Annotated in this window: 16 protein-coding genes; 7 read left to right on the forward strand and 9 right to left on the reverse strand. The window is 69.0% G+C overall.

Features of this window, described 5'->3' with window-relative positions:
* Position 1 precedes the first annotated feature (1 nt).
* The 5 genes from ASD79_RS04830 to ASD79_RS04850 form a co-directional block, all read right to left on the reverse strand.
* Positions 2-826, reverse strand: a complete 825-nt coding sequence (locus ASD79_RS04830; protein ID WP_056719924.1) for an ABC transporter permease — start codon at positions 824-826, stop codon at positions 2-4.
* The gene (locus ASD79_RS04835) at positions 823-3381 is read right to left on the reverse strand and encodes an ABC transporter substrate-binding protein (protein ID WP_056719925.1); all 2559 of its coding nucleotides are present in this window, start codon (positions 3379-3381) and stop codon (positions 823-825) included. Before ASD79_RS04835 ends, ASD79_RS04830 begins: the two co-directional genes overlap by 4 nt.
* Positions 3378-4751, reverse strand: coding sequence for a tetratricopeptide repeat protein (locus ASD79_RS04840; protein WP_056719926.1), 1374 nt, complete (start codon positions 4749-4751; stop codon positions 3378-3380). Before ASD79_RS04840 ends, ASD79_RS04835 begins: the two co-directional genes overlap by 4 nt.
* Positions 4752-4830: 79 nt before the next feature.
* A complete protein-coding gene (locus ASD79_RS04845) occupies positions 4831-5796 on the reverse strand; it encodes an alpha/beta fold hydrolase (RefSeq protein ID WP_082584820.1) in 966 nt (321 codons plus the stop codon).
* Between the two features lie 81 nt (positions 5797-5877).
* Positions 5878-8064: a TonB-dependent receptor gene (locus ASD79_RS04850; protein WP_056719927.1), complete on the reverse strand. Its 2187-nt coding sequence runs from the start codon at positions 8062-8064 to the stop codon at positions 5878-5880.
* A gap of 361 nt (positions 8065-8425) precedes the next feature.
* On the opposite strand from ASD79_RS04850, the gene ASD79_RS04855 reads away from it, so the two are divergent.
* Both ASD79_RS04855 and ASD79_RS23715 read left to right on the forward strand, forming a co-directional pair.
* Complete coding sequence (locus ASD79_RS04855) at positions 8426-9970, forward strand: adenosine deaminase (RefSeq protein ID WP_056719928.1); 1545 nt, start codon at positions 8426-8428, stop codon at positions 9968-9970.
* A 109-nt stretch (positions 9971-10079) separates the two neighbouring features.
* On the forward strand, positions 10080-11057 hold the full coding sequence (locus tag ASD79_RS23715; protein ID WP_156400378.1) for a hypothetical protein: 978 nt from the start codon (positions 10080-10082) through the stop codon (positions 11055-11057).
* A 295-nt stretch (positions 11058-11352) separates the two neighbouring features.
* Here ASD79_RS23715 and ASD79_RS04860 read toward each other — a convergent pair whose 3' ends face one another.
* From ASD79_RS04860 to ASD79_RS04875, 4 genes are all read right to left on the reverse strand, one after another.
* Complete coding sequence (locus ASD79_RS04860) at positions 11353-12810, reverse strand: CehA/McbA family metallohydrolase (RefSeq protein WP_056719929.1); 1458 nt, start codon at positions 12808-12810, stop codon at positions 11353-11355.
* A gap of 71 nt (positions 12811-12881) precedes the next feature.
* Entirely contained in the window at positions 12882-15710 is a 2829-nt protein-coding gene (locus ASD79_RS04865; RefSeq protein WP_056719930.1) for a TonB-dependent receptor, read from the reverse strand.
* Positions 15711-15783: 73 nt separating this feature from the next.
* Positions 15784-16734, reverse strand: coding sequence for a FecR domain-containing protein (locus tag ASD79_RS04870; protein ID WP_056719931.1), 951 nt, complete (start codon positions 16732-16734; stop codon positions 15784-15786).
* Entirely contained in the window at positions 16698-17279 is a 582-nt protein-coding gene (locus ASD79_RS04875) for an RNA polymerase sigma factor (protein ID WP_056719932.1), read from the reverse strand. The genes ASD79_RS04870 and ASD79_RS04875 overlap by 37 nt, the downstream gene beginning before the upstream one ends.
* 283 nt (positions 17280-17562) lie before the next feature.
* Here ASD79_RS04875 and ASD79_RS04880 point away from each other — a divergent pair, with 283 nt between their 5' ends.
* The 5 genes from ASD79_RS04880 to ASD79_RS04900 all read left to right on the forward strand — a co-directional run bounded on the left by ASD79_RS04880 (position 17563) and on the right by ASD79_RS04900 (position 24032).
* Positions 17563-18405, forward strand: coding sequence for a TauD/TfdA family dioxygenase (locus ASD79_RS04880; RefSeq protein ID WP_056719933.1), 843 nt, complete (start codon positions 17563-17565; stop codon positions 18403-18405).
* A 119-nt stretch (positions 18406-18524) separates the two neighbouring features.
* Positions 18525-21173, forward strand: a complete 2649-nt coding sequence (locus ASD79_RS04885; RefSeq protein WP_056719934.1) for a TonB-dependent siderophore receptor — start codon at positions 18525-18527, stop codon at positions 21171-21173.
* Between the two features lie 11 nt (positions 21174-21184).
* On the forward strand, positions 21185-22147 hold the full coding sequence (locus tag ASD79_RS04890) for an ABC transporter substrate-binding protein (RefSeq protein WP_056719935.1): 963 nt from the start codon (positions 21185-21187) through the stop codon (positions 22145-22147).
* 34 nt (positions 22148-22181) lie between these two features.
* On the forward strand, positions 22182-22853 hold the full coding sequence (locus tag ASD79_RS04895) for a peroxiredoxin-like family protein (RefSeq protein WP_056719936.1): 672 nt from the start codon (positions 22182-22184) through the stop codon (positions 22851-22853).
* A gap of 162 nt (positions 22854-23015) precedes the next feature.
* Positions 23016-24032 (forward strand): isoaspartyl peptidase/L-asparaginase family protein, encoded by a 1017-nt coding sequence (locus ASD79_RS04900; RefSeq protein ID WP_056719937.1) that lies wholly within the window; start codon positions 23016-23018, stop codon positions 24030-24032.
* Positions 24033-24054 lie beyond the last annotated feature (22 nt).

Raw genomic sequence — 24054 nt, forward strand, 5'->3', positions numbered from 1 at the left:
CTCAGCGCTCCTCGTCCAGGCGCGGGTCGAGCCGGTCGCGCAGGCCGTCGCCCAGCAGGTTCAGGCCCAGCACGGTGACGACGATGGCCAGGCCCGGGAAGATCGCCTGCAGGGGCGCGACGCCGATCAGGGTCTGGGCGTCGGCCAGCATCTTGCCCCAGCTGGCGGCCGGCGGCTGCACGCCCAGGCCGACATAGGACAGCCCCGCCTCGGCGATGATCCCCAACGAGAACTGCAGGGTGGCCTGGACGATCAGGATGCTGAACAGGCCCGGCAGGATGTGTTCGAACGAGATCCGCGCCGTCCCCTTGCCCGCCGTCCGCGCCGCCAGCACGTAGTCGCGGGTCCACAGCGACAGGGCCGAGCCGCGGGTCAGGCGGGCGAAGACGGGGATATTGAACACCCCGATGGCGATCACCGCATTGATCGCGCCCGGGCCAAGCACGGCGGTGAGCAGGATCGCCAGGATCAGCGACGGGAAGGCGAAAACCACGTCGTTGCTCCGCATCACCAACTCGTCGATCCAGCCGCGCCGCGCCGCCGCCAGCAGGCCCGCGGGCACGCCGACCCCGGCGCCCAACAGCACCGCCACCAGCGACACGGCCAGGGCGTTGCGCGCCCCGACCAGGATCATCGACAGGGTGTCGCGGCCGAAGTGGTCGGCGCCGAACCAATGGCCGGCCGACGGTCCTCGCAGGCGATGGGCGATGTCGAAGGTCGCGACGTCGTAGGGCGTCCAGGCCAGAGAGCCCAGGGCAGCGACCACGAAGACCGCGCTGATCGCGGCCCCCACGGCCAGGCTGGCGGAATGGCGAGGGGCGCTCATGACCCGCGCTTCCCGCGAAGCCGAGGATCGACCAGCACATAGGCCACGTCGATCAGGAAGGTGGTCGCCACCACGGCGAAGACCAGCAGCATGACCACGCCCTGGACGACGATCAGGTCGCGCTGGGTGATGGCTTGCAGCACCAGGCGTCCCAGCCCCGGCAGGAAGAAGACGTTCTCGATGATCACGCTCCCGGCCAACAGATAGGGGAACTGCAGGCCCAGGATGGTCAGCAGCGGGATCAGGGCGTTGGGCAGGCCGTGCCGCCACAGGGCCTGGCCGCGCGACAGCCCCTTGGCGCGGGCGGTGCGCATGTAGTCCTCGCCCAGGGTGTCGATCAGGGCCGAGCGGGTGACCCGGGCGATGATCGCCGCCTGGGGCACGGCCAGGGCCAGGGAGGGCAGGGTCAGGGCCTTGAGCGCCGGCCACAGCCCGGCGTCCCAGCCCGGAAAGCCGCCGGCCGTGAACCAGCGCAGGCCGGTCGAGAAGGCCATGACCAGCAGGACGGCGAACCAGAAGTTGGGGATGGCGACGCCCACCTGGGTCAGGCCCATCACCACAGTGTCGGCCGGTCCGCCGCGTCGCGCCGCCGCCAGGGCCCCGATCGGCGCGCCGATGGCCACCGACAGCACCATGGCCGCCGCCGCCAGGGGCAGGGAGACGGCCAGGCGCTCGGCGACCAGCCCCGCCACCGGCGTCTGGTAGGTGTAGCTGAGGCCGAAATCGCCATGCAGCATGCCCAGCAGCCAGGCGAGGTAGCGCTGCGGTACGGCGCCCTCCAGGCCCATCTGGTGGCGCAGATTGGCCACCGCTTCGGGATTGGCGTTGAGGCCCAGCATGTAGGCGGCCGGGTCGCCGGGCACGACCTGGATGATGGCGAACACCACCACGCTGGCCGCCAGCAGGGTCAGGGCCATCGACCCGGCCCGGCCGCCCAGATAGGCCGCCCCGAACCGGGCCAGCAGCGCCACGAAGCCGGCGGCGACCGCCAGGATGGCGACGACGCCGAGGATGGCGCCGCTTCCGCCGGATTTGACGACCTCGGCGGGGCCGACCGCGCCGTCCGGCGTGTCGAAATAGGCGGTGTGCAGGTCCACCGTCAGGGTCGGCGAATTGACCCAGAAGTCCTTCAGCCGCGCGTCGAACACGCCCAGGCGGGGGAACTGGAACAGGAAGCCGTTGACCGCGTCGCCGGCGATCCTGCGCTGGATCTGGCCGAGGATCGCCGCGCGCTGGGCCTCGTCGGTGGTGGCCTTCAGCGCCGTCATCAGGGCGTGGAACTCGGCGTTTTGGTAGCCGAAATAGTAGTCGGGCCGGTCGTAGATGTCGTAGTCCATCGGCTCGGCGTGGCTGACCACGGTCAGGTTGAAGGCGTGACGGCCGAACACCTGGTCCAGCCACTGGGCCCATTCCAGGTTCTCGATCTTCACCTTGATACCGACGGCCGCCAGTTGCGAGGCGGCGATCTCGCCGCTGCGGCGGGCGTAGTTGGGCGGCGGCAGCTTCATCGTCAGGGAAAAGCCGTTCGGATAGCCGGCCTGGGCCAGCAGCGCCTTGGCCCTGGCGACGTCGTGGGGGTAGAGGCCGGTCAGGTCGACATAGGCGGCGTTCTGCGGCGGGAAGTGGCTGCCGATCGGCGTGCCGTAGCCGTACATCGCCCCGTCGATGATCGCCCGCCGGTCCAGGGCATGCTGGATGGCCTGGCGCACCCGCACGTCGGCCAGCGGGCCGTTGCGGTTGTTGATCGCCAGGATCACCTCGCCCTCGCTGGAGGCCGAGATCACTTTCAGCGTTGGATCCTTGCGCAACTGGGCCAGGTTCTCGGGCGCGGGATAGTCGGCGAAGGCGTCGACGTCGTGGCCACGGATCGCCGCGAAGGCCGCCGCCGGATCGGCGATGAACTTGAACACCACCTGCCGCAGCCGCGCCGGCTTGCCCCAGTAGGCGTCGTTGCGGACCAGGGTCACCGCGTCGCCGCGCCGCCAGCCGGAGAACCTGAACGGCCCGGTGCCGACTGGCGCGGTGGCCAGCGAACTCGCCGATTTGGGCGAGACCATCACCGCGTCGCCCCAGGCCAGCACGTAGATCAGGTTGCTGTCGGCCCGCGCCAGATGCAGGCGCACGGTGCGCGGATCGACGACCTCGACCTGGCTGATGACGCTCAGCGCCTGTTTCTGGACATTGGTCGAGCCGGGCGCCAGGGCGCGCTCCAGGCTGAACTTGACGATGCCCGCATCGAACGGCGTGCCGTCCTGGAAACGCACGCCGCCCCGCAGGTGGAAGGTGTAGGTCAGGCCGTCGGACGCGATCTCCCAGTACGTCGCCAGCAGCGGCTTGACCGCGCCCGCCGCATCCAGCCGCACCAGGCCCTCGAAGATGTTGGCGTAGACCACCTCGTCGGTGGCGACGGCCGCGCCGGAGGTCGGGTCGAGGTTCGGCGGCTCCAGCTGCAGGGCCAGGGTCAGGCTGTCCTTGGCCAGGGCCGGGCTGGCCGCGCCCGCCAGGAGCAGGGCCAGGGCGGCGAGGAGCGCGCCGACGAAGGTGGGAAGCCTCACGCCAGGGCCGCCAGTCGCCGCGCCACGCGGGCATGGGCCTTGGCCGCTTCGTCCGGCAGACCCAGGCGGTCATAGACCTGCGCCAGCGCTCGGTTGACCGGCACGCCGTCGGGATCGAAGCCGCGCCGCAGCTCCAGCGCCTGCTGGGCCTCGGACAGCCGGCCGGAGCGGATGACCGCGTCAAGGGCGATCTGCTCGAAGAAATCGCGCTGGGCATGGCTGCCGCCGACCTCGATCAACCGGGGCAGGACGATGCGCAGGCCGCGCACGGCGGCTTCGAAGTCGCCGCGTGCATAGGCGACCAGGCCCTCGGCGGCGGGCAGGGCGGCGTCGCGCCAGGCTTCGCGCGTGAAGTCCGGCGCCTCGACGGCCATCCGGCGGACGGCCTCCAGCAAGGGTTGGGCCTCGGCCCGGCCGGCCCGCGCCAGGCCGTAGAGGTATTGCAGGGTCAGGAACGGCTGGACCACGTCCTCGCCGCGCTTGGCCAGGTGCTCGGCGACGTCAGTCCAGCGATCGCCGACCTCGACGCCCGCCAGTTCAAGACGGGCCAGTAGCGATACAGCGCCGACCTGGTCTTGGGAGTAGTCCTTCTCCTGCGTCCAGCAGTGCTGGTCGTAGGCGTCCAACGCATCGTCGAACCGGCCCTGGCTCAGGTGGAACAGGGCCAGATGCCACCACAGATGGGTGTCCATGAACGAGTTGAGGCCCGTCCAGGTGTCGCGCACGCCTTCGAGGAAGGCCGCGCCCTCGTCGATGCGGCCCTGGGTGAGCATCACATGGGCCAGGGCGTGTTGGGCCCAGGGCTCCTTACGCTTCAACTCAAGCGCCCGTCGGGCGGAGGCCTCGGCCTCGTCCAGCAGGTGGCACTGCTCGTAGGCGAAGGCCAGCATGCCGTGCCAGTAGGCGACGTCGGCGTTGGCTTCGGCGACCGAGGCAGCGGCGCGCAGCATGGCGGGGAAGTCGCCGCGATTGAAGTCGTGGTACTGGCGCAGCTTGAGGATCAGCAGGTCGCGCGGCCAGGCGGCCAGGACCTGGTCGGCGATCTCCAGCGCCTGGGGGATGTTGTCCTCGGCCCAGGCGGTCGCGAAGTCGACGACGGCCTGCTCGCGCGGATGGGCGCGGACCCGCGCGGCCCGGGCCCTGGCGAGATAGGGCGCGGCGCGGCCGGGACCTTCGGGCGATTCCAACAGCAGCCACAGCACGCCGGCATAGGCGTTGAGCAGGGCGCTCTCCGGATCGGCCCCGGCCGCCGCCAGCACGTTCGCCGCCCGGGTCTCGTAGGCCAGGAAGCCGTCGACGAAGTCGTTCACCGCCGCCAGCGCGGCGTCGGTGGTGACGGAGACGGGATTACCCAGGAAGTCGACGCGCATGGGGGTACTCTAGAGAATGCTCTGGGGCTCACCACCCCGTTCCGCTCATCCCGGCGAATGCCGGGATGAGCGGTTAAATTCAGGTCTTGGCGTGCGCCGCCAAGAACGCCGCCACGTCGTCGGCCGAGCGTTGCGGGATCTCGACCTGCGGCAGGTGGCCGACCTTGGGATAGACGATCAACTGCGCGCCGGGGATGGCCTCGGCGAACTTGTGGGCGCTGGCCACTTCGATCAGCGGATCGACCTCGCCCCACAGCACCAGGGTCGGGACCTTGATGGTCGAGAGGGCTTCCTTGGTCGCCTGGCTGTGCTTGCCCGGCTGGATCGACATCAGGATGGCGCGGTGGCCCGGCGCGCGCTGCAGTTCGGCCCAGCGGTCGATGAAGGCGTCGGTGATCACGGCCGGATCGCCGACCTCGCCGCGCAGGCCCGTGCGGATCAGCGGCTTGTTGTCGATCGAGCGCAGGAAGGCCCGGCCCCAGGAATATTTCAGCAGCTTGAAAGCCAGCGGCGGCTTCTTCAGCGTCTGCGCCGGCCAGCCGGCGGCGTCGGCCAGGACCAGGGCGTCCAGGCGGTCGGGATAGCGCACCGCCGTCTGCCAGGCGACGCCGCCGCCCATCGAGTTGCCGGCGATGGCGAACCTGGGCAGGGCCAGCTTGGTGGCCAGGGCGTCGATCAGGTCGGCGAAGCCGTCGGCGGTGGCGACATAGCCGGCCGGGGCGCGGGTCAGGCCATGGCCCGGCAGGTCGACGGTGATGATCCGGTAGCGGTCGCCCAGCCGCGCGACCCAGCCCTCCCAGGAGAAGTGCGAGTCGCCGAAGCCGTGGACCAGCACCAGCACCGGCCCGTCGGCCTTTCCCTCGTCCTTGTAGTGCAGGCGCACGCCGCCGGGCAGGTCGGCATAGTGCGAGGCGGGCGTGGCGTACTTGGCCTCGAGCGTCTCGTAGGGAATGTCGGGTCCGCGCAACAACAGCCAGCCGACGAAGCCGGCCAGCACCACCGCGGCCGCCAGGCCGCCCAGGATCAGCAACAGGGTCTTGATCATCGCGAAGGTCCCGAAGGCGGCGTGCAATGTGAGGGAAGGCGCTCCGGGCGGCCACGCGACCGTCCGGAGGTCTGGTCGAGATTAGAACGCGTAGCTGGCCCGCACGCCATAGGTCGCGGGGCGGCCGGCCGCCCCGACCTTGGCCGAGGTCAGGAAGTAGTTGCGGGTCACGTCATACTTCTCGTTGAAGATGTTGCGGCCCCACAGGCCCAGGCTCCAGGGGCCGTCCTTGGGCTGGATCGTCAGGTTGGCGTTGGCCAGCCAATAGGACGCCACGGTGTACTCCGCGCCGAGGAACGACGGCGCCTTGTCACGATAGGCGTAGTCGGTGGCCGCCTGGACGTCGAAGTCGCCCACCGCCCAGGTGTAGCTGACCGTACCGCCATAGCTGATGCGCGGGAAGTCCAGCGCCACGCCCGACTTGTCGATGGTCTGGCCCGTCCAGAGACCTGTGACCGGGTTCTTGACCACCGAGCTGGCGTCCACGTCGTCGAAGGTCTTGTACGAGCCCTTCTTGTAGCTGGCCGTCTGGGTGATCTGCAGGCCGTGGAACGGAGTCCACTGCAACTCCAGTTCGCCGCCGTAGATCTCGGACTTCGGCGCGTTGGTGATCCGGCCGATGGCGCCGTTGGCGGGATTGATGACCACGCCCAGCACCTGCTGGTTGCGGTAATCGTAGTAGAAGACCGAGCCGTTCAGGCGCAGGTTGCGGGCCAGGTCACCCTTGAAGCCGGCCTCGTAGGCCCAGAGGACCTCGGGCTTGAAGGCGTTGATCTGGTCGGACTGGGGCGAGTTGTAGACGGTGAAACCGCCCGACTTCACGCCGCGACTGACATTGGCGTAGAGCAGGACGTTGTCGTCGGCCTGGAATTCGACCCCGGCCTTGCCCGACAGTTCGTTGAGCGAGGTGTGGCGGTCGCCGTTATTGAACAGCGGCGCGCCGCCGATCTTGGTGGCGAAGTTCTCCAGGTCGCGTTCTTCGTGCTCGTAGCGCAGGCCCAGGATCGTCTTCAGGCGCGGGGTGAGGCTGTATTCGGCCTGGCCAAAGCCGCTGATCGACTCGACCTTCTGGCGATAGGACGTGTTGGTGATGAAGCCCAGGCTTTGGCTGAAGTCGGTCAGGAACGACTCGTCCAGCGTCTGGTGGCTGTAATAGGCGCCGGCGACCCAGCTCAGCGGTCCCGCGCCCTTGGAGGCCAGGCGCACCTCCTGCGAATAGACGTCGACGTCGCTGCCCCAGAAGGTGTCGGATTCCGAGGTCGGCTTGGCGTCCCAGTCGTTCAGTTCGCGGCGCTTGAGCTTCTCGTACGAACTGATGCTGGTCAGCTTGGCGAAGCCCAGGTCGACATTGGCGGTGATCGAGCCGCCGCCCGACTCGTTGTCGCGCTGCGGCTTGGCGCCGGGCGACACGCCCGCCAGGGCGGCGAAGGTCGAGGAGACGCCCCAGCCGGTGGCGTTGTACTGGGTGTCGCCGACCTGGCCGGGAACGTTGAGCAGGTAGAGGCCCTGACCGTCGGACTTGTCGCGGCCGTAGTGGGCGTTCAGCAGCACGTCGACCTTGTCGCTCGCGGTCCAGTCCAGTTGGCCACGGACGGCCGAGCGGTCGGCGTCGCCGAGCTTCTGGCCGGTGATGCGGTTCTTCTGCCAGGCGCCCCCCTGTTCGGTCACGGCCGACAGGCGGCCCTTCAGGGTGTCGCTGATCGGGCCGGAGACGAAGCCCTCGACCTTGGCGCTGTCGAAGCGGCCGTACTCGGCGGTGATTCCGGCCGACAGCCGGTCGGTGGGGCGGTTGGTGATGAAGTTGATCGCGCCGCCGGTGGTGTTGCGGCCGTAGAGCGTGCCTTGCGGGCCGCGCAGCACTTCCACCCGGTCGATGTCGTAGAGCACGCCTTGCGTCGCCGCCGGCACCGGATAGGCGACCTCGTCGACATAAACGCCGACGGTGGGGGTGTTGTTGGTGGCGTAGTCGTCGAAGCCGACGCCGCGCAGGCGGAACTGCGGCTGGCCGCCGCCGAAGGCCGGGACGACCTCCAGGCTGGGGGTCTGGTACTGCAGTTGGTTGACGTTGGTCACGCCGCGCGCCGAGAGCTGCTCGCCCGATAGCACCGACAAAGCCACGCCGACGTCCTGGGCCGACTGTTCGCGGCGTTGGGCGGTGACGATCACCTGCTCCAGCTCGCTGTTGTCGGTCGCCTGGGCGTAGGCCCCGGCCGCGAAGGCCGCGCCGATGGCGCCGGCCGCGGTTCCGATGAGAAGGCGCTTGATCACTGAACTATCCCCTGTGACGGCGTCGCACGGTCCTGGGCCCCATTGGAGCCAAGGGCGAGACGCCGATTTCAATTCGTCGCGGCGCAACACCTATCTTTTCAGTAGGGATTGAAAACCGAGTTTTTCTGTCGCCTCGGCCAAGCTTCTCTATCGGCGCTCGCCGCATGCAAACACCAGTCAGGCAAGGCTTTGCACGCGAGAATTGCGCTCCCGCCCGGGGCGTCGGCCCCGGCGCCCAACCGGACGGCGCCGCTGGACGACATCGCGCCGGCCTCGCCATGGATTCTGTGTCGCCTGACGCGGCCGTTTGCCAAACACGGCAAATCACGGTGGACAGGGGAAGGTTGGGGAGAGCGACGAGATGACCGCGGGCGGGAAGAGATATATCGGCTTGGCGACGTGGGCCGGCGTCCTGCTGCTGTCGGGCGGCGGCCAGGTCCTGGCCGCCGCCAAGCCCGGGGTCACGCCCGAGGCGCGGACCGCGGCCTATTTCGACGGCGTCGTCCACGACCGCGCCCAGCTGCGGCTGTTCCTGCAGGCCATGCCCAAGGGCGGCGACCTGCACAACCACCTGTGGGGCGCGCCCTATGCCGAGGATTTCCTGGCCTGGGCGGGCGAGGACGGTCTTTGCGTCACCACGCCGCGTCCGACGATCGCGGGCGCCCCGTGCGACGGTCTCGGCAAGGTCCCGGCCAAGGGCCTGGCCCAGCGCGATCCGGCGCTCTACGCCCAGGCCATCGACGCCCTGTCGATGCGCAACTACACACCCGGCGCGGAAGGCGCGGAGGCGTCCGGCCATGACCAGTTCTTCTCGACCTTCGGCCGGTTCGGCGCGGCGGCCGTCGACAACATCGGCCCGATGCTGGCGGTGACCCGCGAGCTCGCCGCCATCGACCACGTCGGCTATGTCGAGAGCCAGGCCAACCCCAACGTGCTCCACGACTTCGGCGCGCAGGCCCAGGCCACGGCCTGGAACGGTGACTTCGCCGGAACCCTGGCGGCTCTCGCGCCGAAGATGCCCGAAGCGATCGCCACGGCCCGTCGCGAGATGGACGTGGCCGAGGCCGAAGCCGCTCGCCGGCTGGACTGCGCCCGCGCGGCGGCCAAGGACGGTCCCTGCCAGGTCGAGATCCGCTACCAGGCCTTCGTCGAGCGGGCCCAGCCGCCCAGCTTCGTCTTCGCCCAGATGGCCCTGGCCTTCGCCCTGGTCGAGGCCGATCCGCGCTTCGTCGGGGTCAATATCGTCAACCCCGAGGACCACCCGACCTCGCTCGCCGACTACTCGCTGCACATGCGGATGTTCCAGTTCCTGGCCGCCCGCCATCCGACCGTGCACCGGGCGCTGCATGCCGGCGAGCTGGCGCCGGGCCTGACCCCGCCGCGCGACCTGACGTTCCACATCCGCGAGGCGGTCGAGATCGCCGGCGCCCAGCGCATCGGCCACGGGGTGGACATCGCCCACGAGACCGGGGCCCAGGCCCTGCTGGCCCGCATGGCCCGCGATCGCGTGGCCGTCGAGATCAACCTGACCAGCAACGACGGCATCCTGGGGGTCAAGGGCGCCGACCATCCCCTGGCGCTCTATCGCCGGGCCGGGGTGCCGGTGGTGCTGTCGACCGATGACGAGGGCGTGTCGCGCGGCGACATGACCCAGGAATATCTGTGGGCCGCCACCGAGCAGGGACTGCGCTACAAGGACCTGAAGGCCATGGCCCGCGACAGCCTGGAATACGCGTTCCTGCCCGGCGCCAGCCTGCGGACCTCGGCCTGCGCCCGACGCGATCCCGCGACGTCCACGCCCGACGCGGCCTGCGACAAGGTCCTGGCCGCCAGCCCCAAGGCCAGCGCTCAGTGGCGACTGGAGCGGGCGTTCACGGCCTTCGAACGGGCGCCGCGCCTGCCGTGACCGGCGCTAGCGATGGATGATCAACGCCCCCCACCGCCCCCAACCGCCCGTTATCCTCGGACTTGTTCTACGGCTGTCCGGTTCGTGGGCCTGATGGGGTCGCGTTGAAATGGTTTGGAGCCTGACGCAGCTATGGCCGGCCCCCATCCTATCCGGCGCTATTGAAACTTCAGCAGAAGCAGGCTTAATCGACAAGCGACAACTGGGGGTGGCTATGAAAAATTCTGCACCTTATGCGCGGGGTGTGTCTTTACGGAAGAGTGGTGCTGGCTTGCCAAGCGGTAACCTGGTGGGAGCCATCGCTGCAGCGTGCTGCGCAGCGCTTCTTTCCGTGCCGACATCCTCGCGAGCGCAACAGAGCTCTAGTGATATTCGTGTGTATGCGGCACCGTCCGACATCCCTTGCGACGTGGCGCGTGAGTATATGGCGAAGTTGAAAGGGACCGAAGATCCAGCGGAAATCGACATCTATACAATGAGGGATCGTCAGTGCCTGACAAAAGTCTACAATCAGGCGAACCCTTCTGATCCCGTTGTAGTAGTTGCGAGTTATGATCCTGGAGAGAAGAAGGTTCTCTTTAATACAATCAAGGCCAAGCAAGCTTCGGACGTTGCAGTGGGTTGCAAAATTGTGGTCGCGGTCTCCACCGCGAATGCATTTAGCGACGACCCGCTTACCGGTGCCCTCGCGGGCGCAGCGGGAAAATACAGCTGCGACGCTTATCTACAGGCTGCGCTTACATCAGACCCCCTTTTGATTTTGCTCCCGACCTTGATACCTTCGATTGAGCTTACGAAAGATGTGTGGCGGGAAACTAGGGATTTTAGCGCCAAGGTGACTAACGCTACCGGAGGTAACGTGCCCGGCACCAACATACCAATTTATCTCATCTCTCCGAGCGCCGCAGTTGCCATGGCGGCAGGGAAGCCCGTTGAGCGAGCGGTTCAAGACGTTGGAGATACGGCGGCAAAAGCCGCAAGAGATGCGGCCAATGCTGCAGAAAAGGCAGCAAATGATGCGAAGCGGGAAGCTGAGCGCGCCGCAAGAAATGTGGCAAGATGTGTTAGCCGGCCATGGAATTGCTAGGGTGCGTCAAGGTAGAACCTCAAGATTGCAGCCAATATATTGGAGTCGAAAGCGGTCAGGTGGGGCAAAGTACTAAAGTAACGCCTCGCTGTGCAGCGTATGATCAACCCAAAGCGGACCTTTCAGAAGGTCCAACAAAGGTCGTGAACGGATTCTGCACCAGCCAGATGAGCAGACCTCGACCCTAGATCGCGACGCACAGTTGATGTCGCCTCGGGAAAGGGCGCGGCCGAGGATGACGATGGGGGGAGGCGCAGGGCATCAAATGAGAATTCACAGCTAGTCGGCGCGGTCTTCAGAGCGGACGCAGGTAGATCGGGTTGCCGATCAGCATCAGGCGTCCCTTGTCGTCGCGCAGGTTCAGGCGCACCCAGCTGGCCGTCTTGCCGGCGGGAAGGCGGAAGGTCCCGTCCGGTCCGATCGGTGGGTTCACGACCACGCCGTCCCGCACGATCTGCAGTTCCTTGAGGTCGCCGCCGACCAGGGTGGCGGTGAAGGCGACGGTTTCCCCGGCCTTGACGCGCAGCACGCCGCCCATCACCGCCTGGTCCTTGGCGGACTTGGCGGCCAGGTCCAGCAGGCGATCGCCTGACGCGTCGAGGTCGATGAACACCCGTCCGGCGCGCAGGCCCGCGAGGATGGCCGGTGTCGAGAGCGCGTCGGCATGGACCACGGTGGTCGGCCGGCCGACCGAGCCCGCCACGTCCGGAGCCAGGCCGGCGTCGTGATTGTCGCTGCCGCCGACGGCGGTGATGCGGTGGCCGGCGTTGAGCTGCTTCTCCCAGAAGGGCACGCCCGACAGGGGCCCTTCGGCGCCGTGCTGGGCGCGTTCGGAGCCGCCATTGGCGACCTCGATGGCCTGGACCTCGTCATAGTCCGTACCCGGAGCGGTCCAGCCGCAGCCCATGCAGACCTCGCCCGACGGCGAACTTGGGTGGTTGATCGAGAACAATCCGCCGGCCGCCGCGACGGCCTCCTGCAAGGCCTTGATGTTCGGCACGGTGGGCTCGCCCAGGCGGAAGTCGATGAAGCCGGTGGAGCCGAAGACGTTGGCATGGCCCTGGAAGGTGGTGACCTCGCGCCCGGGGATCAGCAACAGCTTGTCGAAGGCCGGCTGCAGCTCGGCCATCGCCTCGTAGTGGCTGGTAGTGTTGTGGTCGGTGATGGCGATGAAATCCAGGCCCCGGGCGCCGGCGGCGGTGACGGTGCGGTAGACCGGGCACGGCGCGCGCACGCCGGCCTGGGTCAGGCAGGAACCGTCGCTGTGGGCGGTGTGCATGTGCAGGTCGCCGCGATACCAGCCGGGCGCGGCCTTGAGCGGCGCGGCGGGCAAGCCCTTGGCCCCGTCATCGCGGTCGAAGAAGATCCGGGCCTCATAGGACGCGCTTGAGGCGGGCCGGGCGTTGGGCACGCCCAGCAGCAGGGTCCAGCGGCCGGCGGGCAGGGGTCCGGGCAGATAGCTGGGCGTGGCGTCCTCGGCCGCCAGGGTGAAGCCTTGCTTGTTGCCGCCGCTCCAGCCGCGGAAGCGCACGGGGTCCATCAGGCCCAGGTCGACGACGGTCTTCTGGTCGCGGGCGTAGTCGAAGGCCACGGTCAGCCGGGTCACGCCCGGCGGCACGTCGAAGGCGACCGGCTTGTAGGTCTGGTTGTCGGCGCCGACGATCTGTCCGGCCAGGACCAGGTCGGGCTTGCGGTCCTGGGCCCAGGCGGGCGTGGACAGAAACAGGAGGATCAGCGCCAGCCACCGGACCATGTTCGGCTCCCAGAAAAAACGGGCGATCGGCGCGAAGCCGACCGCCCAGTCGAGGGGAAGGGAATGGAAAACTAGAAGCGGTACATCAGCGCCGCGCGGAACGAGCGGCCGAACTCCGGCCGGCCGATGCCGTACAGGGCCCCGGCCTCGCCGCTGATGATCTGGCCGGCGCGCGGATTGCCCTCGGTCAGGCCCAGCTCGTCGAACAGGTTGTTGCCGTAGGCGTAGACCGTCAGCCCGTCGGCGATCTCGTAGCGGACCGTGGCGTTGACCAGGGTGTAGGCCGGCAGCTTCGAGGTGTTGGCGGCGTCCGAGAAGCGGTCGTCATAGCGCTCGACGCTGGCCTCCAGCCGCAGCTTGCTGTCCAGCAGGTTGACCCCGGGCGTCAGGCGGAACGAGGTCTTGGGCACGCGGACCAACTGGTTGCCGGTGAAGTCGCGCGTGCGGCTGGCCGTGACAGCCGGCGGCTTGACCTGGCAGGTCGGGTCGGTCGCCGCGACCGTGCAGGCTTCCTCGAACTTGTAGTCGCCAAATTCGGGGTTCTGGAAGGTGGCGCTGAAGCGCAGGTCGAACCACGAGGTCGGCCGCACCGTGCCTTCCAATTCCAGGCCCAGGGTCTTGGTGTCGGTAATGCTGGTCTGGTTGACGTAGAGGCCCGTGGCCGAATTGAACACCAGGCTGCCGAAGCCGAGGTTGTCATAGGTGGTCTGGAAGGCCGTGGCGTAGAGCTCGATCTTCGGCGTCACCCATTTGAAGCCCAGTTCGCTGAGGTCCATGGTCTGGACCCGGCCCGTGGCGTTGGTGGCGTTGGTGATGTAGTCGCCCAGCGACGGCAGGCGGAAGGCCGAGGTGAAGCGGCCGAACATGCCCATCTGGCTGGTGATCTTGTAGTCGACGCCGAGGGTCCAGCCAGCATGGTCGAACTTGCGGTCCAGGCGGTCGTAGACGCCGGTTCCCGAAAGCACGGCGTCGTCGGCCGGGGTCGGCGACTGGCCCAGGTTCTTGCTCGCGCTGCGCTCGCTGCGGCCCTCGAACTCGATCTTCTCCCAGCGCACGCCGGCGTCGATGCGCAGCTTGGGGGTGAGGCTCCACTCGTCGGTCAGGTAGAGGGCGACGGTGTTGGATTTGCCGTCGCCGTTGGCGAACTCGGCGCCATACTTGCTGATGCCGTTCTCGGTGAAGCTGTAGATCGGCTTGCCGGTGGCGTCGACGGCCACCAGGTCGAGGCGCCGGGCGTTGTCGCGCACGTCCAGCAGGGTGTTGGCCGAATAGCGATTGAAGGCCTCTTCCACGTGGGCGGTGTAGACGCCGAAGGCCACGTCGTGGGTCTGGTCGCCGAACTCGAACTTGTGCAGGACGCGGGCGTCGTTGATCAGCTCGTCCAGCGGCACGGAGACGTAGCGCAGGGAACCGTCGAGCACGAGGCCGTTGCCGTTCTGGCCGGCGCCGGCGGTCTGGAAGATTTGGTCCGGGGTGGTGCTGTAGCGCAGTTGCAATCCGACCGCGCCAGGGATGACCTGGCCGAGGCTGGTGGCTTTGTTGAGCTTCAGCAGATCGGCCTGAACCTGATCCATCCGCGCCGTCCCCAACAGGGGAGTGTTGGGGAACAGGCCGATGCGCTTGGACTCCGAGGTCCGATACCGCAGCGTGTCCTGGAAATGCCAGCCGTCGAACGGCTCGTACTTGAAGATCGCCGTGGCCTGGGTCAGTTCGACCTCGGTGCCACGCGTCAGGTCCCAGTCGAAGGGCCCCGTCGGGCCGCGCAGTGTCAGGTGGGCGGTCTCTTGACCGGCCAGGGTGCCGGTCAGCGGGTCGAAACCAGGCGCGGCGCTGGGCTCGCCGGCGGCGTTGAACTTCAGCGGCACGCCGGCGAACAGGATGACGTTGTCGTCCAGGTGCTTGAGGTTGAACTCGATGCTGCCGCGCTCGAACTCGCGACCGGCCTCGACGCGCCACTGATAGCCCTTGTTGGCCGTGTAGCCCGGGTCGCGGATGCCGTCGTCCTCGCGCCAGAAGCCGCCGACCGAGGCGTGCCAGTCCTTGCCGATCGGGCCGCCGTAGAACAGGTCGACGCGCTTGAGGCCGTAGTCGCTGACCTGCAGCTTGGCCAGGCCCTCGGGCGTGTCGCCGCCCTTGCGGGTGATGAAGTTGACCGTGCCGCCCGGGGCATAGGAGGCGAAGATCGACGAGGGACCGCCGCGCACCACTTCGATGCGGTCGATCGTCTCGTCCAGGCGGAACGACTGGTCGGCGTTCAGGTAGCCCAGGCCGCCGTCGTGCTGGATCGGCGCGCCGTCCTCCTGCAGGGCGATGGCCGAGAAGCCTTCCTGCGGGATGCCGCGGGCCCGGATGTTGGCGCTGGCCTCGCCGCCCGAGGCCTCGACCCAGAAGCCGGGCACGGCCTTCAGCGCATCGGCCACGCCCATCGGCGAGCGCATGCGCAGCGACTCTTCGTTCATGGTGGTGACGGCGTAGCTGGTGGCCAGGCGGGTGCGGGCGTCGGAGCCGGCGCGCGAGGTGACGATGATCTCACCGACCAGGTCGGCGTCCTGGCGGGCCAAAGGGCCGGCGCTCTTTTCGCGTAGGGTGATGACCTGGGCGGTAGCCGAGGCGATCTCCAGGTCGCCGCCGTCGATCAGCCGGCGCAGGGCCTCTTCGCGACCGAAGGCGCCCTTCAGGCCCGCCGTGCGGTGGCGGGCGGCGACGTCGTAGGGGAACATCAGCTGGACGCCGGCCTGGCGCGAAAAGGCGTTGAGGGCCGAGGCGGTGTCGCCGGCCGGAATGTCGAATTCGACGCGCGCGGCCGCCTGAGCCTGGGCCACGACCGGAACGACGGAAACCAGGGCCGTGGTGGCCAGCAACACGCCCGCGCCGATGCGCAGGCCCCAGGTCTTGATCATCGCAATAGCCCCCATTCGTTGATCGCCGTGATCGGCGTCTCGAACGGCAAGACGGGGGAGGCGGGGAAAACCCCTATCGAGATTTAAGAAGAATTCGCGACGATCCGTCGTCGATGATCCGTAGACCGAAGGTCGTGCGCAGGGCGTCCAGGAAGCTGTCGGGGTCGCCGGTCAGGAACCGTCCGCCCAGCCGCAGGCGGCCGGCGCGGTCGTCGCCGATCACCAGCTTGCGGGTCAGGTAGCGGTTATATTCCTCGACGGCGGCCGACAGGGCCTGGCCCTCGAAGACGATCTCGCCGCGTCGCCAGGCCTGGACGCTCTGGACCTGCGCTTCCGGCGTATCGACCACGTCGATGCGCCGGGCGGTGATTTCCAATACGCGGCGCGCATCGGCGGGGCCGATCACCTGGGCCTCCGCGCGGCTGGACGCGGTCTCGACCGCCGCCTGGCCGGCCAGGACGATCAGGTCCAGGCCCGCCGGGCGCAGACGGGCGTTGAACTGGCCGGCGGCCAGCCGCGCCAGGCCTTGTGCGGTGAACAGTTCGAAGGGCCGCAGGTGGTCCTGGGCGATCGTCAGCGCCGCCTCGCCTCGCGCCAGCCACAGCCGCCGCCGCGCGCGGTCGAACCGCCAGAACACCTCGGTGTCGGTGTTGAGCTCGACCGAACTGCCGTCCGGCAGGGCCAGGGTCCGCCGCTCGCCCACGCCGGTGACGACGCGGTCGCGCAGCAGGACGTCGCGCCCCAACCAGGCCCCGCCCGCCAGGCTGGCGGCCAGGGCCGCGCCGCCGCCGGTCAGCCAGGTCCGGCGGTTGATCTTCGGGCGGGGCTTGTCCTCGGCGTCGCGCAGGGCGTCCAGGCGCGTCCAGGCGTGGGCCACCTCGGCGAAGGCCGCGGCGCGGCGCGGATCGGCGTCGCGCCAGGCGTTCAGGTCCTGCTCGGTGGCGCGGCCGGCGTCGAGGCGCGCCAGCCATTGGGAAGCCTGGGCGATCAGTTGCTCTCTGTCTTGATCGCCCGGTCGCGCCATGAACTCGATCGTTTCTCGATACTGCGGCCATCGCCCGCGGCCAGGGCCTTGGTCAAGAGCCGCAGCCCCTTGGCCAGATGCTTCTCGACTGTAGAGACGGACAAGTTCAACCTAACCGCTATCTGTCCTGGCGAAAGGCCGTGCATTTTTCGCAAGGTCAGCACTTTTCGGCACTGGACAGGCAGGCGTTCCAGCGCCGCCAGCACCAGGTCCAGCTCCTGGCGGGCGCTGGTCACCGCATAGGCGTCCGGCGCGGGGTCGGGCAGGGCGTCCATCTCCAGCACCCCGATCTGGCGGATGGCCACCACCTTGGCGCGGCGGAAGCGCTCGAAGGCCAGGTTGCGGATGATGGTCAGCACGAACCGCTCCGGGGTCTCCAGGCGTCGCCACTCGGCCACGCCCAGCACCTTGGCGTAGGCCTCCTGCACCAGGTCCTCGGCGTCGGCCTCGTCGCCGGTCAGCTTGCGGGCATAGGCCCGGTAGTTGGCCGCGTAGGGCAGCACGCGGGCGCCGAACCAGCGGTCGATATCACGTAGCCAGGCCATGGGAGGGCGTCTCGCGTTCACCGCGTCTTCGGGGTCATCGAACGCTGCACTAGCGGCGTCACGTGTCAGTTTGCTGACAGCCAGGCGGTCCGCCCAGGCCTCGGCGGCGGTTCTGGCCGTTCGTATGACCATCGCTGATTTGGTCTATTCGTTTGAAAGATATAGATTTCTCTGAAATCCGCCGAAGAAATACTGCTTCACGCCCGTCGCCGGTTCTTGAGCATGGTGCCGCTGGTCGCGGCTGCCCCAGCCGCTTGTCGAGCCTGCCAGGCGAGGAGAGGCCATGAGCGCCACCACCACCAGCGTTCGCGAAGACGCCAAGCTGGGCGTCGTCCACATCAATCCGACCATCGGGTCCGAGGTCACCGGCCTCGACCTGAGCCAGCCGCTGAGCCGCGCCCAGCGCGACGCCCTCAAGGCCTTGCTGCTCCAGCGCAAGGTGCTGTTCTTCCGCGATCAGGACATCACCCGCGACCAGCAACTGGCCTTCGCCGCCAATTTCGGCGAGGTCTACGCCCACCCAACCGGCGGCGTGGACACCCACCGCGCGGTGCAGCCGATCTCGGCCGAGGCGCTGAAGAAATACGACATCCGCGAGAACCACTGGCACACCGACACCAGCTGGCGGATCAACCCGTCGTTCGGCGCGGTGCTGAAGGCGGTCCATATTCCCGAGGTCGGCGGCGACACGATCTGGGCCGATGGCGGGGCGATCTATCGCGGCCTGCCCGAGGACCTGCGGGCGGCGGTCGACGACCTCCACGTCATCCATGACTACCAGGACGCCCTGACCCGGTCGGGCGAGCGCTATCCGCTGGTCGCCCACCGGGCGATCCGCACCCATCCGGAAACCGGCGAGGACATCTTCTGGATCAATTTCAGCCTCAAGCCCCGGTTCGTCGACCTGGCGCCGGAGGAGAGCAAGGCGCTGCTGGCCCGGCTCTATGACGAGGTGAAGAAGCCGGAGCACCACGCGCGCTTCCGCTGGCGGCCCAATTCGGTGGCCCTGTGGGACAACCGGGCCGGCCTGCACTACGCGGTCCGCGACTACGGCGATTTTCCACGGGTGATGGAGCGCGTGCTGATCGGCGGCGAGGACATCCCGTATCGAGACCGCCGCGCCTGACGCGACGCGGCCAGACTGGCGCGCCCGCGCGGCGTCCTGGAGACGGACCGGCGGGCGCGTTTTTTCTCACGACCAGACCGAAAGACGCGGCGGCGAGCGCTTCCGCGCGGGGGATCAATTTGACTATCGCCTACGCTTCCAAGACCCCTCGACCGTGGCTTCACCTGGCCTTGCGGGGCGGCCTGTTGGCCTGTGTTTCGACCTTCGCCCTCTCGGCCGCCGCCGCCGAGGTTCCCATGATCGACGCCCCGTCGGCGGCGGCCGACGCCGTCGAGGGCTCGACCGCCCTGGAGGCCGTGATCGTCACCGGCGTGCGCGGCGCCCGGCGCACCGTCGCCGACAGTCCCGCGCCGGTGGACGTGATCTCGGGCGAGCAGCTCCTGGCCACCGGCAAGGTCGGGCTCAAGGAGGTGCTCAACACCCTGATCCCCTCGTTCAACCTGCCGGGCATCAACGGCGGCGGCACCTCGTGGACGGTGCGGGCCATCACCATGCGCGGCCTGAACGGCGACCAGGCGCTGTTCCTGGTCAACGGCAAGCGACGCCACGGCACGGCGCTGATCAACAACCTGGCGCGGGTGGGGCGCGGCGGCTCGCCGGTCGACCTGGACCTGATCCCGGCCTCGGCCATCGAGCGCATCGAGGTGCTGCGCGACGGCGCCTCGGCCCAGTACGGCTCCGACGCCATCGCCGGCGTCATCAATATCATCCTCAAGAAGGACGCTGAAGGCGGGTCGTTCAGCTACACCGGCGGCCAGAACTATCTGGGCGACGGCGACACCCGCAGCGCCACCCTGAACTACGGCCTGCCGCTGGGCGACGCCGGCGGCTTCGTCCAGCTGGCCCTGAACTGGAAGAACAACGAGGCCGCCTCGCGCTCGGTCCCGTCGCGGGCCCAGTACATCTTCCAGCCCACGGTGACGACGGCGGGCGGGGTGACCACCGTCACCCCCGATCCGCGCGACGCCACCGCCGACCGCTACTACTGGGGCCAGAGCTATGGTCCGGGCGAGGAAGACATCCTGGCCGCCTCCTACAACGCCGAGCTGCCCTGGCGCGACCTGACCCTCTATTCGACCGGCACGCTCAGCCATCGCAGCGCCAAGAAGAACACCGGCAGCTTCCTGCCCAACCTGGCGCCGGTGGCCGGCGTCACGCCGGGGCGGCCGCTGAACCGAAATTCGTTGCCGGAGGTTTATCCTTACGGCTTCAACGCCTTGCGGCGGATCTTCGAGACCGATTTCCAGACCAGCCTCGGCGCGCGCGGCCAGGCGCGCGGCTGGGACTGGGACGTCTCGACCACCCTGGCCCAGGACCATGCCCAGCTGGACGGCCAGAACACCATCAACGCCACGCTCGGCCCGGCCAGCCCGACCTATTTCCACCTGTCGACCCACCAATTCCAGCAGTGGACCAACAACCTCGACGTCACCCGCGAATTCGTCGGCGTGCTGCCCAACCCCGTCCAGTTGTCGTGGGGACTGGAGCACCGCTACGAGCGCTTCAAGGTCGAGGCGGGCGACGAGGCCTCGTACATCGTCGGCGACTACGTGATCCCGGCCGGCCAGCCGTTCGCCGGCCTGCGGCCCAATCCGGGCCTGGCGTCATACGCCGGGACCGCGCCCGACGACGCCGGCTCGGCCAACCGCAACAGCTACGCGGCCTATGTCGATGTCGGGACCGACCTGACCGACACCTGGTACGTCGGGCTGGCGGGGCGGCACGAGCGCTACACCGGCGATGTCGGCAGCACCACCAGCGGCAAGCTGACCACCCGCTGGGAGTTCCTGCCCGGCTACGCGGTGCGGGCCACGGTCAGCAACGGCTTCCGCGCCCCGTCGCTGGGCCAGGCAGTGTTCGCCAGTTCGACGATCTCCGGCAGCCTGTGCGCGGCGGCGCCCAACAACGTCTTCCGCGGCGTGGCCTGCACGCCCGGCGAGTACCTGACCTTCCCGACCAAGGTGCTTCGGCCCGGCTCGCCCGAGGCCGCCGCCTTGGGGGCGACGCCGCTGAAGCCCGAGACCTCGACCAACTACAGCTTCGGGATCACCGCCGAGCCGACTAGCCGCCTGCGGGTGACGCTGGACGCCTACCAGATCGACATCGACGACCGCATCGTCGACACCAGCAACCTCGACCTCAGCGCCGCCCAGCTGGCCTCGCAGCCGGCCCTGGCGCCGTTGCTGAGCCGGTTCCCGCAGGGCCTGACCGCCACCTACTATACCAACGCCGTCTCGACCCGGACGACGGGCGTGGACCTGGTCGGCGAGTACAGCCTGGACCTGGGCGACTGGGGACGGGTCAACCTCAACGCCGCCTACGCGTTCAACAAGACCAAGATCACCAAGCGGCAGGCCACGCCGGCCGTGCTGCTGGCGGTCAATCCCAACCTGGTGCTGTTCGACCGCCAGAAGGTCGCCGACCTGACGGTGGGCACGCCGCGCGAAAAGGTCGTGCTGGGGGCGCTGTGGAACCGCGAGGCCCTGACCGCCAGCCTGCGCGCCACCCGATACGGCCGCTACACCGAGGCCGGGACCTCGGCCAATCTGGACCGCGCCTACAGCGCCAAGTGGGTGGCCGACCTCGACGTCTCCTATGACGTTCGGGAGTCCACCACGGTGGCGATCGGGGCCAACAACCTGTTCGACCAGCATCCGGACAAGATCGGCGTCATAAACCCCGACACCGGCATGAACCAGTTCGGCCTGTTCTCACCCTTCGGCATCACCGGCGGCTATTATTACGCCCGCCTGACCCAACGCTTTTGAGGGAGGGCGCCATGCATCGACGCAGCCTCGCCGCCGCCATCGCCGCCCTGGCCGCGGCCTTCACCCTGAGCGGATGCGGCGGCGCCCAGGACGGTCCAGCCGGCCAAACCGTCCTCAAGGTCGGCAGCCAGAGGGGCGGGACCAAGGCGATCCTGGTCGCCTCCGGCGCGCTCGAGGGCGCGCCCTACAAGATCGAATGGAGCGAGTTCCCGGCCGCCCAGCCGCTGCTCGAGGCCGTCGGGGCGGGGGCGGTGGACCTGGGCGAGGCCGGCGACGCGCCGTTCCTGTTCGCCTATGCCGGCGGCGCGAAGATCAAGGCCGTACAGGCCGGCAAGAGCGGCGGGTCCTCGACGGCGCTGCTGGTCCGCAAGGGCTCGCCGATCCACGCCGTCGCCGACCTGCGCGGCAAGAAGGTCGCCACGGGGCGCGGTTCGATCGGCCACTACCTGCTGCTGCGCCTGCTGGAGGAGGCGGGGCTGAAGCCCGGCGACGTGCAGATCGTCTTCCTCAGCCCCGGTGACGCCAAGGCCGCCTTCACCAGCGGCGCGATCGACGCCTGGGTGACCTGGGGCTCCTATGTCGCCCTGGCTCGGCTGCATGACGACGCCACGATCCTGGCCGACGGCGACGGCCGGCTCGGCGGCTACGGTTTCGAGGCGGCCAGCGAGGCGGCGATCGCCGGCAAGCGGCCGCAGGTCGAGGACTTCCTGCGCCGCCTGGCCAAGGCCCGGCGCTGGGCGGGCGAGCATCCCCAGGAATTCGCGGCGGCGCTGTCCAAGGAAACCGGGCTGCAGTCCGACGTCGCCCTCTACACCGTCCAGCACTACCGCATCGCGCCGGCGGTGATCGACGACCAGGCGGTGGCCGAGGCGCGGGCGGTGCTCGACCGGTTCCGGACCGCCGGAGCGGTGACCTCGACGCGCGACCCGGCCGGAGCCTTCGACCGGTCGTTCAACGCTGCGGTGGCGCCGTGAGCGCCAAAACCCTTCAAACCGAGGAGAACGTCCGATGAGCCAAGAGAGCCTGACCAGACTGCTCGCCGATCTTCACGCCGCGCGTCTGCGCACCTGGGACCCCGCCGCCCTGCAGGTCAACATCGACCAGCGCGCGACCCTGGTCGAGACCGCCGACCCCGAGGCCTGGGTCAAGGCGGGCGACACGGTCGAACCCTTCGTGCTCAAGGACGTCGAGGGGGGCGACCTGACCCTGAAGGGCCTGACCGCCAACGGGCCGGCGGTGCTGGTGTTCTTCCGCTTCGCCGGCTGCCCGGCCTGCAACATCGCGCTGCCCTATTACGAGCGCGCCCTGCAGCCGACCCTGAGGGCCCTGGGCGTGCCGCTGGTCGCGGTCAGCCCGCAGGTTCCCGAGCGGCTGGGCGAGATCCGCACCCGGCATGACCTGTCGTTCAAGGTGGCGTCCGACCCCGACAACACCCTGGGGCGGCGGTTTGGCGTCCTCTACACCGCCGACGAGGCCAGCCAGGCCGCCCAGCGCGCCAAGGGCGCCTTCATCGGCGACACCACGGGCACGGGAACCTGGGAGCTGCCGCAGCCGACCGTGGTGGTGATCGGCCGCGACCATGTGGTGCGGTTCGCCGACGTCAGTCCGGACTGGCTGGTGCGCACGGAAGCCGAACCGGTGATCGCGGCGGTGCGGGCCCTGGCCGCCGTCCCGGCCTAGGGGCGGGGCAAGGGGGGCGGAGGCGGTCCTCCGTCCGCCGCTGGTCACCGGATCGCGGTCTTGACGGCGGCGGTCAACAGCGGCGTTGTGATCCGCGACGACCGCTGAGCCCGCCCTGTCGATTCCCGCCGGCGTCTCGGTTCTCGTGACCCAGAGAGTCCCATGACGCTTTCGAAGATCCGCGCGGTTTCCCTTTCCGTCCTGGCGGTCGCCGCGTTGCTGGCCGGTCCGGCCTCGGCGGCCGAGGGCCGGTGGTCGCTGGCCATCCACGGCGGGGCCGGGGTGATCAAGCGGGGCGACCTGACGCCCGAGAAGGAGGCGGCCTATCGCACCGGCCTCCACGCGGCGATGGCCGCCGGGGCCAAGGTGCTGAAGGCCGGCGGCTCCAGCCTCGACGCCGTCGAGGCCACCGTGCGGGTGCTGGAAGACAATCCGCTGTTCAACGCCGGCAAGGGCGCGGTGTTCACCGCCGAGGGCAAGAACGAGCTCGACGCCTCGATCATGGACGGCAAGACCCTGAAGGCCGGGGCCGTGGCCGGGGTCACCCGCACCAAGAACCCGATCAGCCTGGCCCGCGCGGTGATGGAGCAGTCGCCGCACGTGCTGCTGGCCCGCGACGGCGCCGACCAGTTCTCCAAGGAGAAGGGCCTCGAACAGGTCGATCCCAGCTATTTCCGCACCGAGGAACGCTGGAAGCAACTGGAGACCTGGCGCAAGAATCACCAGGCCGCGCTCGATCCCACCCACCTGTTCGGCACGGTCGGGGCCGTGGCCCTGGACCAGGCCGGACACGTCGCCGCCGCCACCTCGACGGGCGGCATGACCGGCAAGCGCTGGGGGCGGATCGGCGATTCCCCCATCATCGGGGCCGGCACCTATGCCCGCGACGGGGTCTGCGCGGTCTCGGCGACGGGTTCGGGGGAGTATTTCATCCGCGAGAGCGCCGCTCGCCAGGTCTGCGACCGGATCGCCTGGAAGGGGCAGGGCGTCCAGCAGGCCGGCGACGACACCATCAAGTCGATCGGCGCGATCGGCGGCGACGGCGGCCTGATCGCCATGGACGGCCAGGGCCGCGCGGCTTTCAGCATGAACGACCTGGGCATGTATCGCGGCGCGGTGTCTTCGGCCCATCCGGTGGCCAAGACGGCGATCTTCGCGGACGAACCGTCGCCGCGATAGGGGCGCTGACCGCCGCCTCGGC

This window comes from Caulobacter sp. Root655 (assembly GCF_001427665.1).
Lineage (GTDB): Bacteria > Pseudomonadota > Alphaproteobacteria > Caulobacterales > Caulobacteraceae > Caulobacter.

What these genes read in the sequence shown, in the direction of transcription:
- ASD79_RS04840 (WP_056719926.1), bottom strand. Translation starts at nt 4,751, where the DNA reads ATGCGCGTCGACTTCCTGGGTAATCCCGTCTCCGTCACCACCGACGCC.
- ASD79_RS04845 (WP_082584820.1), bottom strand. Translation starts at nt 5,796, where the DNA reads ATGATCAAGACCCTGTTGCTGATCCTGGGCGGCCTGGCGGCCGCGGTG.
- ASD79_RS04870 (WP_056719931.1), bottom strand. Translation starts at nt 16,734, where the DNA reads ATGGCGCGACCGGGCGATCAAGACAGAGAGCAACTGATCGCCCAGGCT.
- ASD79_RS04890 (WP_056719935.1), top strand. Translation starts at nt 21,185, where the DNA reads ATGCATCGACGCAGCCTCGCCGCCGCCATCGCCGCCCTGGCCGCGGCC.
- ASD79_RS04900 (WP_056719937.1), top strand. Translation starts at nt 23,016, where the DNA reads ATGACGCTTTCGAAGATCCGCGCGGTTTCCCTTTCCGTCCTGGCGGTC.
- ASD79_RS04895 (WP_056719936.1), top strand. Translation starts at nt 22,182, where the DNA reads ATGAGCCAAGAGAGCCTGACCAGACTGCTCGCCGATCTTCACGCCGCG.
- ASD79_RS04855 (WP_056719928.1), top strand. Translation starts at nt 8,426, where the DNA reads ATGACCGCGGGCGGGAAGAGATATATCGGCTTGGCGACGTGGGCCGGC.
- ASD79_RS04865 (WP_056719930.1), bottom strand. Translation starts at nt 15,710, where the DNA reads ATGATCAAGACCTGGGGCCTGCGCATCGGCGCGGGCGTGTTGCTGGCC.
- ASD79_RS04875 (WP_056719932.1), bottom strand. Translation starts at nt 17,279, where the DNA reads ATGGCCTGGCTACGTGATATCGACCGCTGGTTCGGCGCCCGCGTGCTG.
- ASD79_RS23715 (WP_156400378.1), top strand. Translation starts at nt 10,080, where the DNA reads ATGGTTTGGAGCCTGACGCAGCTATGGCCGGCCCCCATCCTATCCGGC.
- ASD79_RS04860 (WP_056719929.1), bottom strand. Translation starts at nt 12,810, where the DNA reads ATGGTCCGGTGGCTGGCGCTGATCCTCCTGTTTCTGTCCACGCCCGCC.
- ASD79_RS04880 (WP_056719933.1), top strand. Translation starts at nt 17,563, where the DNA reads ATGAGCGCCACCACCACCAGCGTTCGCGAAGACGCCAAGCTGGGCGTC.
- ASD79_RS04830 (WP_056719924.1), bottom strand. Translation starts at nt 826, where the DNA reads ATGAGCGCCCCTCGCCATTCCGCCAGCCTGGCCGTGGGGGCCGCGATC.